Origin of the sequence: Stenotrophomonas sp. TWI1149, from assembly GCF_039673155.1 — a bacterium.
GTDB classification, from domain to species: domain Bacteria; phylum Pseudomonadota; class Gammaproteobacteria; order Xanthomonadales; family Xanthomonadaceae; genus Stenotrophomonas; species Stenotrophomonas maltophilia_AA.
In genome coordinates, this window is sequence record NZ_JBDJLB010000003.1 from 299,537 (window position 1) to 317,442 (window position 17,906).

A 17,906-nucleotide genomic window follows, 5' to 3' on the forward strand; every position below is an offset into this window, starting at 1 on the left:
TCAGCGCCCCTGTGCCCGGGCAATCGCCGCTTCAGCCAACGGCACCATCTTCGCGTAGCCGGCCGGCGTGGGATGCACGCCATCGGCAGCCAGGTCCGGGTCGAGGCCGCCGTCTTTGTTGGTCATGGCCGTGTGGTAATCCAGATAGACCAGACCCTGCTCCTCCGCGTAAGCACGCAACGCCCGATTGAGCGCCGTCACTTTGCCCGCGGGCTGCACGCCGGGTTGCCACGGGTAATCGCTGACCGGCAGCACCGAGGCCAACACGATGCGGATGTTGTGCGCCTGCGCCAGTTCCACCATCGCATGCAGGTTGTCTTCGATCATCGCCTGCGTTGTCGGCCCGGTATTGCCGGCGATATCGTTGGTGCCGGCAAGGATCACGACCAGCGCCGGCTTCAGTGCGATGACATCCTGCTGGAAGCGCAGCAGCATCTGTGCCGTGGTCTGCCCGGAAATACCCCGGTTGACGTAGGGCTTGCCCGGGAAGAAACGCGCGCTGCCGGTCGGTCCCCAACCTTCGGTGATTGAGTCACCGTAGAACACCACGCGCTTCGTCCCCGGCGCGACGGGCGCCAATGTGGCGTTCTCGCCGCGGTAGCGCTGCAGCTGCGGCCAGTCCAGCAGGCGCTGCTGCATCTCCGTGATCTGCGCGGGCGTCGCCTGGCCGGCGGGCACCCGATACAGCGGATTGGTCGCAGCTGATTCCTGCGCGTGCGCACTCGGATGCAGGGCGCACGCGGCGAGCGTCGCGGCAAACACGGTAGAACGGATCAAGGCGGTCAAGGCGCGGCACTCCGGTGGCGGCAGGCCGACAGTCTCAGCGATCAGCGACCAGGGAAACAAGCTGCGCTGCGACGCGATCAAAGGGGCCGATGTCGCGCGTGGCCCGGCTCATCGCCACCGCGCCCTCGATGCTGGCGATGATCATGGTGGCCATGCCGTTGGCCTGCTCGGGCGAGCGGCCACCGCGACCCAACGCTTCGGTCAGACGGGCTTCCCAGCGCGCGAATACCTCGGCCGCTGCCCGCCGTGCATCATCGGGTGCATCGTCGATCGGCTCTTCGACCGCCGCCGCAAGCACCGGGCAGCCGACATGGAACGCCGAGCGGATCAGGCGCTCTCGCCACGCCGCCAGGAACAGGGACAGCCCGTCGGGGGCCGCGCCCTGCAGGCAGGCATCGAGCAGCGCATCCACCTTGGTGCCCGCCAATGTCGTGGCTTCGGCCAGGACCTGCTGCTTGCCGCCGGGAAAGTGGTGGTAGGTGGAGCCGAACGGCGCCTGCGCGCGCTTGGCGACCTCGCGGACGCTGGAGGCATTGAGTCCGTAGGTGGCCAGCATTTCCGCGGCCGCCGCCACGACGCGCTGCGGCGCATCGGAATGACGTGCACTCATGAGCCGGACTCCTTGCTAAGACGAGTGTCATAGATTAGCGTATTTCCATTATGACACTTGTTATAGATGAGCGCCCCTGCCCATGAATCTCTGGTTCCGCCTGCTGTTCCTGCTGCTGTCCTCGCCGTTCCGCCCGAAGCTGAGCGCGCCGTTCGCGGTGTCGCGCTTGAACTTCCGGGTGCTGCCCAACGACATCGACAGCAACCTGCACATGACCAACGGCCGCTATTGGACGATCTTCGACCTGGGCCGGCTCGATCTCGTGTTCCGCATGGGCCTGGGCCGGGTGGCATGGCGCTCGAAGTGGGCCCCGATCGTCAGTGGCGGCAGCATCCAGTTCCGGCGCGAGCTCAAGCCGTTCCAGCGCTTCGTGTTGGAAACACGGCTGGCCGGCTGGGTCGGCACGCGCATCATCATGGAGCAGCGGGTGCTGATCGGTGACGAGGAAAAGGTCGCCACGCGTGCCCTGCTGATCACCGGCATCTACGACCGCCGGCATCGCCGGTTCGTCTCCACCGATCAGATGATGGAGGCCATCGGTGCGCCGGTGGTGCCCTCGCCTGAGCTGAGCAAGGCGGCGCAGGCGCTGCTTGCCGCGGAACTGGCGATGAAAGAGGACTGAGGCCCGCTCCCATCACGCGATGACGGCAGCGCTCAGGCGTTGCGCCAGGGAACGATCCGTGCCTTGGTCATCATCGTCTGTTCGATCAGGCGCAGGCACTTCTCACCCGGGCTGACCAGATACCACTGCTCGCTGTTGCGCAGCAGCGGCAGGTCGGTGCGGTGATCGGTATAGGCGATGCGCCACGGCGGCGGATAGCCACATTCGGTCAGCATCGGAATCTTGTTCTCGCCAAGACAATGGCGCTCGCTGATCCACCCGCCCAGGAACGGCCGCAATGTCGAAGCGACCAGCGGCACGTGCTGCAGACCTTCGCGCTCAAGCAGCGCGCGTGCGAGCGGCTCCCAGCAGCCGGTGGCGATGACGACCTCGTCGCCGTAGGCCAGATGTTGGCGCAGTCGTTCCACGCCCTGCGCCAGGAACACCGGCTCCGGTCCGCCGAACACCGCATCGGCATGCGCGACCGCGAGGGCAGCAAGTGCCTGTCGGCTGCGCCCGAACGTGGCCATCCAGACTGCAAAGCGCACCGGCCGCCGCTGCGTCTGCGGCACCACCCAGAGTGGAACCAGCACCGGCAGCGCAAGCACTACGACCGCGAGCCGCCACGGCTGGCGTCGCAGCAGACCTTTGAAGAACCGGCTTGCCGTCTCCCATCGGGTCAACGTCAAGTCGAAATCGAATACCACCACAGTGCGGTCTGACATCCGTATCAGCTCCTTTCAGAAAACGCCCTGCACCAGCAGTTTTCCATCGTCGGTAGGTGCAAGCACCAGACCGTAGGTCTCGTTCCCGCGGCCGTATCCTGCCGAGCAGATCGCATCCCAGCCCTGCCCGCAATCCACCTCGGGATGCGCGGCGAAGACGGGGTTGCCGTCATTGTCGGGCGCGGATGCAACCCAGCCGGCCTTGATGAGCGCGGCCTTGGCCTGCGCGTAGGGCATGCCGACGGTGATGCCGATCTGCGTCCAGGCCGCGGGGAGCGACGGTGCATCAGCGGCATGCGCGTGGCCGGCGAACAGCAACAGCAACACCGCCAGGAACATCGATTTCATCAGCATCACATCACGGTATGGGCTGCACAGGATAAAACGCGGGAAGGTCTGCGGGCACGGATCGCACGTGCCACCTCAGAACCCATCCAACGTCCGCAGCAGTGAGCCGAAGGTCAAATAGAACGAGTCATGCCCCCCCTGCGCGCGCCCATACCCAAGGAACACCGGCCCCAGGAACGTATCCGCACCGACGAACACGCTGCCCGCCGTCTGCATGCCATCGATGTTGACGTCCTCGCGGCGCTGCCAGAATCCGCCCCACTCCACGCTGCCGCCGACGTACAGCGGAATCGTCAGCAGGGAGTCGGCATGCGCGACGCGGCGGTAATACACCACCCGTGCCAGCGCGGTCTGCGGCGCGAAGATGGCCTCCTCTGGATAGCCGGACAGATTGCCCAGCCCACCCAGGAAGCCATAGGTGGCCAGCAGATCATCGCCGCCGTGCGCCGAGGTGGCGCGCACGCCGCCCAGCCACCGGTTGTGGCCCTGCGCCCACGCGCCATCCCACTGCACCCGGGTGACCGCCGCCGAGTTGTCGGTGCCCAGTGCGTCGAGATAGTGCTGCCGCGTGAGCGACAGGCGCTGGCCGCGGCTGGGGAAGGCCGAGCTGTCGATCGAATCGTGGCGCAGCTGCCAGCCGACGCTGCCCATGTCCGCGCGGTAATTGCCCAGCTCGGTCGGGTTGCCGACGTCCAGGCGCAGGCGCTCACGCCCGCGCTCGCCGAACAGCGCGACTTCCCAATCCGGATGTGGCGAATACGCCCAGCGCAGCCCTCCCAGCCACTGGCTGTAACGGAACTCGGCGAGTGCGCCCCCGCGCATCAGCGCCAGGTCCAGATCAGTGGCGCGGTACTTGGCATAGGTGGACAGCGCATGCCGGCCACTACTGCCGAACGGCCGGTAGTACTCGGCGAACGCCTCTTCCACTTCGCCCAGCCCGACGCGCAGTTTGAGCTCGGCGCCCTGCTCGCTGAGGCCGGTGCGGGTCAACTCGGTGATGAGCTGGTAGTTGCTGCTGCCATCGAAATCATCGGACAGGCGCAGCGCGAAATGCAGGAAATCCGGGCCCCAGCGTTTGTCCTGCGGTGCGAGCACCAGACCCTGCTGCCCGTCGCGCTCCTCCAGCCGCCACTGCACCTGCTGGTAGCGGCCTTCGCCGTACGCAGTGGCCACCTTCTGCTCGACGCGGTCCGGTTCCAGCGGCTGGCCCACTTCGGGCTGCAGGCGCTGCTCGATGTAGCGCGCAGTGCGGGTTCTGTCGTGCAGCACATCGATGAAGGCCACGATCGGCGTCTCGTAGGCCGGCGGGCGATGCTGACGCTGGAACGCGGCGTAGCGGGTGTCGTCCACCTGGAAGCGCCGGACGGAGGCCATCTCGGCCCGCGCAGCCTGCTCACCGACGCCGACCGCCTGCGGCGAGCGGTTGAAATCCTGGCTGCCCATGTCGCCCAGCGGCGGCGTGATCAGCAGATCCTGCGGCCCCAGCGTGGCCAGCTGCGCGAGTACTTCGCGCTGCATCAGCACGCTGGCCATCTGGTGGCTGATCGCCAGCGGCGAATCCAGTTGCGCCTCGGTCATCAGCGGCGAGCCCACCCGCGAGACGATCAGCCGCTGCGCGCCCAGCCGGCGCGCTTCGTCGATCGGTACGTTGTCGACCACGCCGCCATCGACCAGCAGATGGTCCTCATAGCGGACCGGCGCGAACACGCCCGGCACCGACATGCTCGCGCGGATCGCCAAGGCCAGGTCGCCCTGCGCGAACACGACTTTCTCGCCGCTGACGATATCGGTAGCGATCGCCCGGAACGGAATCGGCAGCTGGTCGAAATCGCGCACCTGCCAGGTCGGCAGCAACAGGCGGCGCAGCAGCATCTCCAGCTTCTGGCCCTGGATCAGGCCCTGCGGGAACGCGATCTTGCCGTTGCTCAGGCCGACTTCGACGCCGCCCAGCAGACGCAGGTCATCTTCCTTGCGGCGCATGCTGCGCTCATCGCGTGGCGGTTTGTCGCGCAGCACCTCGGCCCAGTCGATCCGGTCCAGCACCGCCTCGATCTCATCGGCGGTGTAGCCGGAGGCATACAGGCCGCCGACCACCGCGCCCATCGAGGTGCCGACGATGCAGTCGATCGGTACGCGCTCGCGCTCCAGCACTTTGAGCACACCGATGTGGGCCGCGCCACGGGCACCGCCACCGCCGAGGACCAGGCAGGTGCGGGGGCGGTCGGGATCCTGCGGTGCGGAATCAACGGACGCTGGCACGGTTTGCGCAGCCGCCAACAGTGGGGCGCACACCAGCGCCGCCAGGACAAACAGCCAGCGGCTGCAAGCACGCCGCGTGGCCCTGTCGGTGGTTTGTGTCTGTGTCTGCCGCATTCGATCCCTCGCTCCCCGCTACCCGTCATCCCCTTGAAGCGCACTTTGCCTGCCGGGCCCGACGAGGTCCACTCATCGGGCCTGGGCCTGCATCTCAAGTGCCGCTGGGAAGAAAGCCCACGAGCGCCACGGCCAGACAGACGAGGCCGCCAGCCAGCGGCAGATAGGCGGCCCACACCGGCGCCCCCTGGCCAACCGCGAAAGCGACAAACGCCTCCCGTATGTTTCGGCCGGTCAGAAGCGGAATGACGATCAGCGCCAGCAGGGGCAACAGCGAGGCGAGCCCGAAGCCGAGGAACGCGGGGCGGTGATCATTGCTGGCAAATCCGCCCAGCGGGTACAGGGCCACGCCCCCCAGTAATCCCGCGAAGAACAGGGTGTTGGCGACCCGGATCGTGGTGCGGTGACGGCGCCGCAGCGCGGCCCGGGACCAGCCACGGTAGTGCGTCTGCAATCCCCTCGCCCAATACGCCACCAACCCCGTTGCGATGATGCCGCCGACGACACCGCTGACCGCCGGTCCCCAAGGTGGTATCTCCATGCTTACATCCCTGTGCCTTTCCGGCAGTCTAAGGCCGCGGCCGGTCGCGGATGCACGAACGGCCGCCCATGACGGGCGGCCGTTGGTCTAATGCAAGGTGCTGCCGAATGACAGCCGACGCTACCGACGCATCGCCTCAGCGCTTGGCCGGCGGCGCATTCTTCACATAGGTATCGAACCAGTTCAGCATTTCCGATACCAGCTGTTCATTCGATTCCAGCGCGGTGTACCAATGCGGTTCGTGCGGCAGCATCACCAGGCGCGTGGTACCCCCGTTGCCGCGGATCGCCTGGAACAGCTTGCGCGACTGGAACGGTTCGGTGCCCGGGTTCGCATCGTCCTCGCCGTGGACCAGCAGCAGCGGCAGCTTGATCTTGTCGGCGTAGAAGAACGGCGAGGCCTTCAGGTACACGTCCTGTGCCTGCCACACCGAGCGGCGCTCGTTCTGGAACCCAAACGGGGTGAACGTCTTGTTGTAGGAACCACTGGTGGCGACGCCAGCCTTGAACAGATCGGTATGCGCGATCAGGTTGGCGGTCATCAGGCCCCCATGGCTGTGACCGGTGACACCGATCCGGTTGCGGTCGACCACACCCAGGTCCACCGCTTTGTCCACCGCAGCCTTGGCATCGGCCTCAAGCTGTTCCAGATACGTGTTGTAGGCGGTTTTCGGGTCGCCCACGATCGGGAACGAGGCGTTGTCGATGATCGCGTAACCGGCCAGCAGCATCAGCCGGTACGGTGCCAGGCGGGTGAAGGTCTGCTGCGAACCGGACACCTGCCCCGCCTGCGCCGCGTTGGCAAAATCGGCCGGGTAGGCGTACAGGATCGCCGGCACGCGCTGGCCTTCCTTGTAGCCCGGCGGGGTGTACAGGGTGAACGACAGGTCCACGCCGTCGGCACGCGTGTAGGTGACCAGGCGCTTCTTGATCTGGCGCACTTCCGGGGTGGGGTCGACCAGATGGGTCAGTGCGGCCGGCTTGGACATGAACTGCGCCTCGCCCGGCTTGGCGTCGGCGACATCCTCGCCCAGCAGGCGCACGAACGCATTCGGCGCATCGGTCACCGACTGGTGCCAGGTGATGAGGTGGCCCGGGATGGCGCTGAAGCCGATGAACTGCTCGTAGGCATCGGCATCGCTGCGGAAAAGACGCTCCGTCTTCAGGCTGCGGAGGCTGAGCGCATCCAGGAAGGGACGATCGCCCTGCGGCGAAGCGCCCTGCCCGCGCAGGAAGACCGTGTTGCCTTCCTGACGCACCACGTAGGCGCCGTTGGGCAGGCGCTGGTAGACGAAATTACCGGGATCCTCGTAGAGCTCATCGCTGGACAGATCCCACAGCAGGCGACCTTCCTGCTTGGGGTTGTCGACGTTGACGATGCGCGTCTGGCGCCAGTGGCGGTTCTCGTCGTTCTCATCCAGGAAGGCAACGTCCGGCTGCGCCGTCCAGGCCAAGCCTTCGAAACGCTGCGCGGTGCGGGCGATCTCGGTGGGCTTGGCGGTGAACGGCGCCTTGAGCATCAGCACGCGGTCACGATGCGGAACCGTGACTTTCCAGTCGCCCTTGTCCAGCGCCTCGGCGTAGACCAGCGTGGCCGGATCGGTGGCGCGCCAATCGAAATCACGCGGACCCTCCGGCACGCCATGCACCGGCACGCGGTCGGCCAGCGGCAGGCTGGCGATTGGCGTGCTGCGGCCGCTGGCGATATCCAGCACCGCCACGTCATTGGCGAAACGCTGATAGGTCACTGCATGCGAGAACGGTGCCTTGAGTGTTTTGGTCAGCACATGCACGCCATCCGGGGCGGCCCCGATGCTGTCCAGCAGCGCCGGGGCACCGACGGTGCGCACGGTGTTGGAGGCGGTATCCACCACCGCCAGCTGCGACTGGCCGTAATAGGCGAACAGCGCTTCATCGTAGGCACTGGTCAGCGTATCGCGGGCTTCGTAGGTACTGCTTTCGCCCGCCGTCCCCAGCGACTCCTGGATGTCCGGGCCGATCGCACCTTCGGCGCTCGGCGCCGGTCCCTGCTTGGCAGGCACCAGCTTGACCAGCAGCTGCTGACTGCCACCGAGCCACTGCACGGTGCTGCCGAAGATCGGGTTGAGCGCTACGTTGGGTACCTGACGGACCTGGCCACTGACCGCATCACCGATCCACAACTGCACGCTGTCATCGACCACATTCTGGAACGCGAAGCGTTGACCGTCGGCCGACCACAGCGCCATGCCGGCGCAACCGCTGGGCAAGGTGACCTTGGTGGAGCGGCCGCTAAGGGTCTCCACCACGGTGAAGTCACCGACGCACGGTGGAATGCCGTACCCACCCGGGGTGTCGTGGCGGCTGCGGTTCTTCGGCTCCAGGCGCACGCCGGCCAGCTTCAGGTACGGCTGGGCAACGCGGGTGATCGACGGATAGGTCTGCACCGTCGTCAGCAACAGGCGCTGGCCGGTGGGGTCGACGCTGGGCGTCGGCGGCGGCGGCGCCTTGAGCACCTTGAGCAGGTGTTCCGGCGGCGTGGCGTAACCGGCAAAGGCCGGTGCGGCAAGCAGCAGGCCGAGGGTGGCGACGGCAACGGCCGCAGCCAACGAGGTACGACGAATCAGCATCCTTATCCCCTTGCAGTGTCAACGAGTGCCCGCACAGGGGCATGGCCCGAATCTAGCACCGCTTGGGCCGATGGGAATGGGCCGGAAGGGCTAACCGCCCGACACCGCAAAGCCCGGCTAGAATGTCCCATGCGAACCGTGCACGCCCTCCGATATGTCACCCCGCTGCGCGAAGGCGGCTCCCTGCCCGCCGTGGTCGAGACCGACGACGACGGCATGGTCGTCCTCAAGTTCCGGGGCGCCGGCCAGGGACCGAAGGCGCTGATCGCCGAACTGATCGCCGGCGAGATCGCCCGCACGCTCGGCCTGCCGATTCCGGAAATCCTGTTCGTCGAGCTGGACCGCGAGTTCGCGCGGACCGAGCCGGACCCGGAGATCCAGGACCTGATCCGCGCCAGCGAAGGCCTGAACCTGGGCAGCGATTACCTGCCCGGCGCGATCAACTACGACCCGGCCGCGATGCAGCCCGATGCGGAGCTTGCCTCGAAGATCGTGTGGTTCGATGCGTTCACCAGCAACGTCGACCGCACCGCCCGCAATCCCAACCTGATGGTCTGGCATCGCAAGCTGTACCTGATCGACCATGGCGCAGCGATGTATTTCCATCACGATTGGGCCAGTGCCGGCGAGGCCTGCAAGAAGCCGTTCGTGCTGATCCGCGATCATGTGCTGCTGCCGTTCGCCACGCAGATTGCCGAGGTGGATCCCGGTCTCGCGGTGATGCTGCCGGATGCGGAAATCGAGCGCATCGTCGGCCTGGTGCCGGACAGCTGGCTGGTGGACGAACCCGCCTTCGACAGCCCGACCGCCTACCGCCAGGCGTACATCGATTACCTGCAACACCGCCTTCGCGTCCGCGCCGCCTTTGTCCAGGAGGCCGTCCGTGCCCACACTGCACACGTATGACTATGCGGTGATCCGCGTGGTGCCCCGCGTCGAGCGCGAGGAGTTCATCAACGTCGGGGTGATCGTGTCGTGCCCGGGCGCCAAGCATCTCGAAGCGGCGATCGAGCTGGATCTGGAGCGGCTGCGTGCCTTTGCCCCGTCACTGGATATCGAAGGACTGCGGCCCTGGCTGGACGCGATCGTGGCGATCTGCCGCGGTGATGCGACCGCCGGGCCGATCGCGCAATTGCCTGCGCGCGCCCGCTTCCATTTCCTCACCGCCAAGCGCAGCTCGGTGGTGCAGATGTCGAGCACGCACGTCGGTCGCACGGCGGAGCCGACAGGCGTGGTCGAGCATCTGATGCGGAAAATGGTGCGCGTTCCGACGTAACAGCACTACCGCCTTGTATGACTGGCGGTAGTGCTCACGTGGGGCTCAGCGCGTGGTGCGGGGCTGCATGCGGACCGTGGTCTGCGTACGTATCGGGGTGCGGGCCGTGTTGCCCTCGGCGGGCAGGTAGGCATGTGCCTTGATGGCCTGGGCCGCCCAGTTCGGGTTGCTGCCTTCCGGCGCGAACGCGAGCACCTTTACGTCGCGCACGCGGCCGCGCTTGTTGATCGTGTATTCCACTTCAACCTCGCTGGACATTCGAACGCCTCGCATGTCCGAGTTCAAATTGGGCGAGAACGGCTTCTCAGACGGGGTCCAGTAGTGCCTGAGCTCGGTCGGTGGAACGACAGCGACGTCCTCCTTTGCTGCTGCCACGGCACTGACGGAGAGACTCGACACCAGTAGAACGGAACACACGAAAAGACGGCGCATGAACTTCCTTGTAGAGCGGCTTGGTGGCTCAGCATACCCACGTCGCGGCGCATCCGCCAAATGCCGCTCTTACACGGTGTCGCGCGCCTTCCCGATCCTCACCCCTTCGGCAGCGCGTAGGCGATCACGTAATCGCCCGCCGGGGTTTCCATGAAGTGGTGGCCGCCGGCCATGATGACCACGTACTGGCGTCCGCCGAACGCGTAGATCATCGGGTTGGCCTGGCCGCCGGCCGGCAGCTTGGCGTGCCAGAGTTCCTTGCCGGTTTTCAGGTCGATCGCACGCAGCAGATCATCGGTCGCCGCGGCGATGAAGATCAGGCCGCTGGCAGTGACCACCGAGCCGCCGTTGTTGGGCGTGCCGATTTCGATCGGGAGGCCGGAACGGATGCCGAACGGGCCGTTGCCGCGGGCGCTGCCGAACGGGCGGTCCCACAGGGTCTTGCCGGTACGCAGGTCGACGGCACGGATGCCACCGTACGGCGGTTCCTTGCACAGCAGCTTGGTGAACGGCAGGCGCCAGCCGGCGTTGACGTCGATGGCGTACGGCGTGCCCACCTGCGGATCGCCCGCACCTTCCGCGCCGCCCTTGTCGGCGGTCACGTCCTCGCGCGGCAGCCAGCCCAGCTTGTCCGCCTTCTCGCGCGGCACCAGCCGGTTGTAATTGGGCATGTCGTTGTAGTTGGCCACGATCACGCCGCGACGCGGATCCACGGCCACGCTGCCCCAGTCCGAGCCGCCGTTGTAACCGGGATACTCGATGGAATGACGGTCCGCGGTCGGCGGAGTGTAGAAACCTTCGTAACTGGCCTTGCGGAACTGGATGCGGCAGACCAGCTGATCGATCGGCGTCATGCCCCACATGTCGCGCTCGGTGAGGTCCGGCTTGCGCAGCGTGTGATACAGCGAGAACAGCTGGGTCGGGGAACGCTGTTCCGGCTCGACGCCGCCAGTCGGAACCTTGCGCTCTTCGGCCGGGGTCAGCAGCTTCCCGGTGCGGCGGTCGAGGATGTACATGTCGCCCTGTTTGGTCGGCAGCAGCAGCGCCGGGACTTTGCCGGCGGCGGTCGGATAGTCGATCAGGGTCGCCTGCGAGCCCATGTCGTAATCCCAGACATCCTTGCGCACCGCCTGGAAATGCCAGGCCGGCTTGCCGGTGTTGACGTCGATGGCGACCAGCGACGTGGCGTATCTGTTCTCGTTCTCCGTGCGCGAACCACTCCAGTAATCGCCGGCCGAGTTGCCCATCGGCAGGTAGACCAGGCCGAGTTCGTCGTCGCCGGTCGCGGTGGTCCACATGTTCGGGGTGCCGCGGGTATAGGTCTCACCCGCCGGCGGTGCGCCGGTGCGTTCCGGGCGGACCATGTCCCACGCCCAGCGCAGCTTGCCGGTGACGGCGTCGTAGGCCTGGATCACGCCGGAGGGCGCATCGCGGCGCTGGCCATCCAGCACCTGGTGGCCGGTGACGATCACGCCCTGCACGATCGCTGGCGGCGAGGTGATGGAGACATAGCCGGCCGGGCTGTCGCCCATGCCGACGGTGATGTCGACCTGGCCGTTGTTGCCGAAGCCTGTGCACGGCTTGCCGGTCGCGGCGTCGACCGCGATCAGGCGGCCATCGAGGGTGCCTTCGATGATGCGGGCAGCGCAGGCGCCACGCGGCACCTGGGTCAGCACCGGCACGCCACTCGGGACGGCGAGATCCGCTGCGACGTCATTGAATGCGGCATCCTGCGCGGTGGCCGGCACTTCGTAATAGGAGACCCCACGGCAGGCCGCGGTGTACGGAATGGACTTGTCCTTGATCTTCGGGTTGTAGCGCCAGCGCTCGGTGCCGTCGGCGGCGTTGAGCGCGACCAGCTGGTTGCGGGCGGTGCACAGATACAGGCTGTCGCCGACTTTCAGCGGCGTGGTTTCCGCGCCCCAGCGCTTCTCGGGCAGGTCACCGGTGCGGAACAACCAGGCCTGCTCAAGCTTGCCCACGTTGTCCGGGGTGATCTGTTGCAATGGCGAGAAGCGCGTGGCGGCGTTGTTGCGGCCATAGGCGGCCCAGTCGCCATCGACCGGGCGGTCGGCCGGCTGCAGCGGCGCATCGGCGGTCGGTGTCAGGCCGGTGCTGGTCATCGGTTCGGGGAACGCGCCTTCGGCAGCGGTGACGCCGTGCGGCACGAAGGCGAGCGTAAAGGCCGCCACGAACACCAGGGCCAGCACGCCGGCGATCCCGCGCGAGACCTTGCGCGATACCGGACGATCCAGTGTCGGCAGCAGCAGCGACAGCACGAAGCCGATCGCCACGATCAGGCCCAGGCGCGGCACCCAGCGCCAGTAGTTGCTGCCCGACTCCCACCAGGTCCACAGCAGCGTGCCGACGAACACCAGCGCGAACCACAGCGCACCGCTGTAGCGACCCCGCCACAGCTGCACGCCGGAGATCAACAGCCCGACACCGGCCAGCACGTAGTACCAGGAACCACCGAGGCTGGCGAGCCAGCCGCCCCCTGCGGTGAATACAACGCCCAGCAACAGAATGACAATCGCCAGCACAGCCACCAGCCAATGGCGGGGGTGGCGGGTCTGCGTCGTGGTGGACATCGGTTTCTCCTGAAGCGCGAAGATCGCCGACGTTGCTGCCGGCCCCGCGGCTCTTATCCCACCGGGGTCGTGAACGTTGCGCGTTCTTTGCGGCGGTCGCCAACGTCGGCACAGCCGACGATGAAACCCGGCAAGTCCTTGCCCTCCAACGAAAAACGCCGGCATGCGCCGGCGTTCTCCGTGTGACTCCCGCGGGCGGCTTACGCCTCCGGCGGTGCCACCACCGGGCTGGCCTCGACGGCCGCCGGTGCATCTTCTTCCACACCCTCGTCCAGCGAGGCATCCATGCGTTCGACCGCCTGGAGCTTCTCTTCCTTGGACAGACGGATCAGGGTCACGCCCTGGGTGTTGCGGCCGACGCGCGAGATTTCCGAACCACGGGTACGCACCAGGGTGCCACCGTCGGAAATCAGCAGCACTTCGTCGCGCGGCCCCATCAGCACCGCACGCACCAGCTTGCCGTTGCGCTCGGTGGTCTGGATGCCGATCACGCCCTGCGTGCCACGGCCCTTGCGCGGGTAATCCGGCAGCGGGGTGCGCTTGCCGTAGCCGTTCTCGGTCGCGGTCAGGATGTAGAGCGCGTTGTCGTCGTCAGCTCCGTTCTCGATCACGGCATCGCCGCTGTCGATCACGGTCTCGTCGACCAGCCCCTCATCCTCGTTCTCGTCTTCGCTGCCGCCGGCACTCTCGGCCACGATCAGGCTGACCACTTCCTCGCCCTTGGGCATCTTGATGCCGCGCACGCCGGTCGCGGTACGGCCCATCGAGCGGACCTTGTCCTCACCGAAGCGCACGGTCTTGCCGTTGGAGGCGAACAGCAGGATGTCGCGCTCACCGTCGGTCAGGCCGACGCCGACCAGCGCATCGCCCTCATCGAGGTTGATCGCGATCTTGCCGCGCGCCAGGCGGAAGGCGAACTCGCTGAGCGGGGTCTTCTTGACCGTACCGTTGCGGGTGGCGAAGAACACGAACTGGCCTTCGGCATACTCGCGTACCGGCAGTACCGCCTGGACCCGCTCACCGGCTTCCAGCGGAATCCAGTTGATGATCGGGCGGCCACGGGCGTTGGACCCGGCTTCCGGCAGTTGATGCACCGGCAGCCAGAACACCTTGCCGGCGCTGGTGAAGGTCAGCAGCGTATCGTGCGTGTTGACCAGCCACAGCTGCTCGATGAAATCCTCTTCCTTGGTCGACGCCGCGCTGCGGCCACGGCCACCGCGGCGCTGGGCCCGGTAGGCGCTGACCGGCTGGCGCTTGGCATAGCCAGCGTGCGACAGGGTGACCACCACGTCTTCCGGGGCGATCAGGTCGAGGATGTCCAGGTCTTCTTCGCTGTGGCGGATCTCGGTACGGCGGTCGTCGCCGAACTCGGTGCGCACGTTGATCAGCTCTTCGCGGATGACCTGCAGCAGACGGTCGGGATCTTCCAGGATTTCGATCAGCCCGGCGATCACTTCCAGCAGCTGCTTGTACTCGTCGGTCAGGCGGTCCTGCTCCAGCCCGGTCAGGCGGTGCAGGCGCATTTCCAGGATCTGGGTCGCCTGGATCTCGGTCAGCTGGTAGCCGCCCTCAAGCAGGCCCACACCCTTGGGCAGATCATCCGGACGCGAGGCTTCGGCGCCGGCGGCGCCCAGCATCGAGCCGACCAGGCCCGGCTCCCACAGGCGGGCGAGCATGCGTTCGCGCGCTTCGGTGGGGTTCGGCGAGGTCTTGATCAGTTCGATCATCTCGTCGATGTTGGCCAGCGCGACGGTCAGGCCTTCCAGCACGTGCGCACGCGCACGCGCCTTGCGCAGCTCGAACACGGTGCGGCGGGTGACCACTTCGCGGCGGTGGCGCACGAAGGCCTCGAGCATCTGCTTGAGGTTCATCAACTGCGGGCGGCCATCGACCAGCGCCACCATGTTGATGCCGAACACCGACTCCATCTGGGTCTGCTGGTAGAGGTTGTTCAACACAACTTCCGCCGACTCGCCACGCTTGATCTCGATGAAGATGCGCATGCCGTCCTTGTCGGACTCATCGCGCAGTTCGCTGATGCCTTCGAGCTTCTTTTCCTTGACCAGCTCGGCGATCTTCTCGATCAACCGGGCCTTGTTCACCTGGTACGGAATCTCGGTGACGATGATCGATTCGCGGCCGTTGTCAGCCACTTCGACCTCGGCCTTGGCGCGGATGCGCACACGGCCACGCCCGGTCCGGTACCCGGCGACGATGCCGGCGGTGCCGTTGATGATGCCCGCGGTCGGGAAGTCCGGACCCGGGATGTACTCCATCAGGCCGTCGACGTCGATCTCGGGGTTGTCGATCAGCGCGATGCAGGCGTTGATCGACTCGGTCAGGTTGTGCGGCGGGATGTTGGTCGCCATGCCCACCGCGATACCGGCCGAACCATTGACCAGCAGGTTCGGGAACCGGGTCGGCATGACCGTCGGCTCCAGTTCCTTTTCGTCGTAGTTCGGCTGGAAATCGACGGTTTCCTTGTCGATGTCCGCCATCAGCTCATGGGTGAGCCGCGACATGCGCGCTTCGGTGTATCGCATCGCAGCGGCGGAATCGCCGTCGACCGAGCCGAAGTTACCCTGGCCATCGACCAGCATGTAGCGCAGCGAGAACGGCTGCGCCAGACGCACCAGCGTGTCGTACACCGACTGATCGCCATGCGGGTGGTACTTACCGATGACGTCACCGACGATACGGGCCGATTTGAAGTAAGGCTTGTTGCTGTGCGCGTTCAACTCACTCATCGCGAACAGCACGCGGCGATGCACCGGCTTGAGGCCATCGCGCGCATCCGGGAGTGCGCGCCCCACGATCACGCTCATCGCGTAATCGAGGTAACTCTTGCGCATCTCGTCTTCCAGGTTGACCTGGATGATTTCCTTGGCGGTTTCTGCCATTCGGGTTCCGTTGTCTGGTAGCGGTCCAGTCCGTCGCGGCCGCCCTTTCGGGGCGGTTGCGCCGGAATCTCGATTAACCGTTGGATTCTACCACAGCGGGCCGTTCTCCGCCTGCTTTTACGGGCGTTTTACCGGCAAGAATCAGGAACTTACGGGGGCGTTGCCGGGAGGCAACCCGCGTGACGCACCCCCGGGCAGGCCACGACCATTGGTCGTGGCACGCGTCGTGGCACGCGACGCGCCAGTCCTCAGCCGAAGGCGGCCTGCATATTGGCCACCGTCGGGTTCAGGATCACCCCGCGCTCGGTCACGATGGCATCGATCAGGCTGCCCGGGGTGACGTCGAAGACCGGGTTCCAGGCCGCGATGCCCTCGGCGACGGTGCGGGTGCCGCCCACGCCGTAGAGCTCGCCCGGGTCGCGCTGTTCGATCTCGATCTGCTCGCCATCGGCGGTGTCCATGTCCACCGTCGAGGACGGCGCCACGACCATGAACTTCACCCCGTGGTGGCGGGCGGCGATGGCCAACTGGTAGGTGCCGATCTTGTTGGCGGTATCGCCGTTGGCGCAGATGCGATCCGCACCGACGATGACCCACTGCACCGCCCCGGTCTTCATCAGGTGCGAGGCCGCCGAGTCGGCGATCAGGGTGGCGTCGATGCCGTCCTGCTGCAGCTCCCAGACGGTCAGGCGCGCGCCCTGCAGCCACGGCCGGGTCTCGCCGGCGAACACGCGCGCGATGCGGTGCTGGGCCATGCCCGCGCGGATCACGCCCAGGGCGGTACCGAAACCGGCGGTGGCCAGCGAGCCGGTGTTGCAATGCGTGAGCACCCCGCTGCCTGCATCGATCAGGCCGGCGCCCAGTGCGCCCATGTGGCGGTTGGCGGCAAGGTCTTCTTCGGCGATGGCCTGGGCCTCGGCGGCCAGCACCTGGCGCCAGTCGCTACCCGCCGGGGCCAGCGCGCGGCGCATCCGGGCCAGCGCCCAGGCCAGGTTCACCGCGGTCGGGCGCGAGGCGTTGAGGCGCTGCAGGGCCGGTTCGAGCTTCAGCAGGGCCTGCGCACCGTCATCGGCCTGGACCTCGTTGGCCGCCAGCACCACGCCCCAGGCGGCGGCGATGCCGATCGCGGGCGCGCCGCGCACGGTCAGCGCGTGGATGGCCTCGGCGACCGCGTCGCTGTCGCGGCACTCCACGTGCTCGACGATGAACGGCAGTTTGCGCTGGTCGAGCAGCTGCAGGCTCTCGCCGGTCCACAGGATCGGGCGGATATGGTCGTAGCGGGCGTAATCGATGTCGGTGGATGCGTTCATGCGGCCATTGTAACGGCGCACCGTTGCACGCGGAATCGGGCGCTCAGTTGACCGCGAATTCGGCGCGGCAGCCCTTGTCGACCCACACGCCGCGGCTGTCCCAGCCCCAGCTGCTGCCCTGCTCGCACGGAGTGCCGGAGAGCTGCTTGTTGAGGGTGACGCCGTGGGTGATGCCCGCGCCGCAGAAGCGTCGCTGGCGCGACTTGGATTCACAGACGAGGACGCGCGGCACGTTGAGGAAGCCAGTGCCATCGGCGGCACCGACTTCGAACTCGCCCTGGCAGCCACGGGTCACCCAGATTTCGTTGCGGCGGTAGCCCCAGCTGTGTCCTTCGCGGCAGGGCAGCGAGGTGAGCTGGCGAAGCAGCCGGACCGGCGCCCCCTGCAGCACGACCGGGCAGTTCTGCGGACGGCCATTGGATTCGCAGCGGACCACGCGGCGGGTGCGGCGTTCGCCATCGGCACGCGGCGCGGCCGCCGCGGTCCGCGCGCGGAACTCGGCACGGCAGCCCAGGGTGACCCACACGCCGGAGCGATCGGTGCCCCACTCCGAGCCACGCACGCAGCTGTTGTCGGACAGTTGGCGGATCAGATCCACGCCGCCTTCGGTCGGCACATCGCAATGCACCCACTCCATGTCACGGGATTCGCAACGCACGACCTGGCCGGCATACCCGCCCGCCTGCGCCAAGGCCGTTTCGGGCATCAGCGCAGTCCACAGCAACACCGGCCACAGGGGCATGCCCGCGCCTACCAACAGCTTCATCAACACGATCCCCGCCACGCCTGAACGATCACATGACCA

General features: G+C 66.9%; 15 protein-coding genes. 3 read left to right on the plus strand and 12 right to left on the minus strand.

Annotated elements, in window-relative coordinates; translation table 11 throughout:
* Together ABE424_RS05325 and ABE424_RS05330 are read right to left on the minus strand one after the other, a co-directional pair.
* Entirely contained in the window at positions 1 to 687 is a 687-nt protein-coding gene (locus ABE424_RS05325) for an SGNH/GDSL hydrolase family protein (protein ID WP_346492027.1), read from the minus strand.
* 133 nt (positions 688 to 820) lie between these two features.
* A complete protein-coding gene (locus ABE424_RS05330; RefSeq protein WP_346491963.1) occupies positions 821 to 1,396 on the minus strand; it encodes a TetR/AcrR family transcriptional regulator in 576 nt (191 codons plus the stop codon).
* 82 nt (positions 1,397 to 1,478) lie between these two features.
* On the opposite strand from ABE424_RS05330, the gene ABE424_RS05335 reads away from it, so the two are divergent.
* Positions 1,479 to 2,018: a thioesterase family protein gene (locus tag ABE424_RS05335; RefSeq protein WP_046273341.1), complete on the plus strand. Its 540-nt coding sequence runs from the start codon at positions 1,479 to 1,481 to the stop codon at positions 2,016 to 2,018.
* 32 nt (positions 2,019 to 2,050) lie between these two features.
* On the opposite strand, the gene ABE424_RS05340 is transcribed toward ABE424_RS05335, so the two are convergent.
* The 5 genes from ABE424_RS05340 to ABE424_RS05360 all read right to left on the minus strand — a co-directional run bounded on the left by ABE424_RS05340 (position 2,051) and on the right by ABE424_RS05360 (position 8,592).
* Positions 2,051 to 2,722, minus strand: a complete 672-nt coding sequence (locus ABE424_RS05340; RefSeq protein ID WP_346491962.1) for an HAD family hydrolase — start codon at positions 2,720 to 2,722, stop codon at positions 2,051 to 2,053.
* Positions 2,723 to 2,737: 15 nt separating this feature from the next.
* Positions 2,738 to 3,061 carry a hypothetical protein gene (locus tag ABE424_RS05345; RefSeq protein ID WP_346491961.1) on the minus strand — a complete coding sequence of 108 codons (324 nt, stop codon included), beginning with the start codon at positions 3,059 to 3,061 and terminating at the stop codon, positions 2,738 to 2,740.
* An 84-nt stretch (positions 3,062 to 3,145) separates the two neighbouring features.
* The gene (locus ABE424_RS05350) at positions 3,146 to 5,329 is read right to left on the minus strand and encodes a patatin-like phospholipase family protein (protein ID WP_346491960.1); all 2,184 of its coding nucleotides are present in this window, start codon (positions 5,327 to 5,329) and stop codon (positions 3,146 to 3,148) included.
* A gap of 208 nt (positions 5,330 to 5,537) precedes the next feature.
* Positions 5,538 to 5,984, minus strand: coding sequence for a hypothetical protein (locus ABE424_RS05355; protein ID WP_346491959.1), 447 nt, complete (start codon positions 5,982 to 5,984; stop codon positions 5,538 to 5,540).
* Between the two features lie 136 nt (positions 5,985 to 6,120).
* Positions 6,121 to 8,592, minus strand: coding sequence for a prolyl oligopeptidase family serine peptidase (locus tag ABE424_RS05360; RefSeq protein WP_346491958.1), 2,472 nt, complete (start codon positions 8,590 to 8,592; stop codon positions 6,121 to 6,123).
* 129 nt (positions 8,593 to 8,721) lie between these two features.
* On the opposite strand from ABE424_RS05360, the gene ABE424_RS05365 reads away from it, so the two are divergent.
* Both ABE424_RS05365 and ABE424_RS05370 read left to right on the plus strand, forming a co-directional pair.
* Entirely contained in the window at positions 8,722 to 9,498 is a 777-nt protein-coding gene (locus tag ABE424_RS05365) for a HipA family kinase (RefSeq protein WP_346491957.1), read from the plus strand.
* Complete coding sequence (locus tag ABE424_RS05370; protein ID WP_346477664.1) at positions 9,476 to 9,868, plus strand: DUF3037 domain-containing protein; 393 nt, start codon at positions 9,476 to 9,478, stop codon at positions 9,866 to 9,868. Before ABE424_RS05365 ends, ABE424_RS05370 begins: the two co-directional genes overlap by 23 nt.
* 45 nt (positions 9,869 to 9,913) lie before the next feature.
* On the opposite strand, the gene ABE424_RS05375 is transcribed toward ABE424_RS05370, so the two are convergent.
* From ABE424_RS05375 to ABE424_RS05395, 5 genes are all read right to left on the minus strand, one after another.
* Entirely contained in the window at positions 9,914 to 10,126 is a 213-nt protein-coding gene (locus ABE424_RS05375) for a hypothetical protein (protein ID WP_346491956.1), read from the minus strand.
* Positions 10,127 to 10,398: 272 nt separating this feature from the next.
* Positions 10,399 to 12,891, minus strand: coding sequence for a membrane-bound PQQ-dependent dehydrogenase, glucose/quinate/shikimate family (locus ABE424_RS05380; protein WP_346491955.1), 2,493 nt, complete (start codon positions 12,889 to 12,891; stop codon positions 10,399 to 10,401).
* Between the two features lie 200 nt (positions 12,892 to 13,091).
* On the minus strand, positions 13,092 to 15,791 hold the full coding sequence (gene gyrA, locus ABE424_RS05385; RefSeq protein WP_346491954.1) for a DNA gyrase subunit A: 2,700 nt from the start codon (positions 15,789 to 15,791) through the stop codon (positions 13,092 to 13,094).
* Positions 15,792 to 16,039: 248 nt separating this feature from the next.
* Complete coding sequence (gene mtnA / locus ABE424_RS05390; RefSeq protein WP_346490331.1) at positions 16,040 to 17,101, minus strand: S-methyl-5-thioribose-1-phosphate isomerase; 1,062 nt, start codon at positions 17,099 to 17,101, stop codon at positions 16,040 to 16,042.
* Positions 17,102 to 17,144: 43 nt separating this feature from the next.
* On the minus strand, positions 17,145 to 17,867 hold the full coding sequence (locus ABE424_RS05395) for a DUF3011 domain-containing protein (RefSeq protein WP_346491953.1): 723 nt from the start codon (positions 17,865 to 17,867) through the stop codon (positions 17,145 to 17,147).
* Between the last annotated feature and the right edge of the window lie 39 nt (positions 17,868 to 17,906).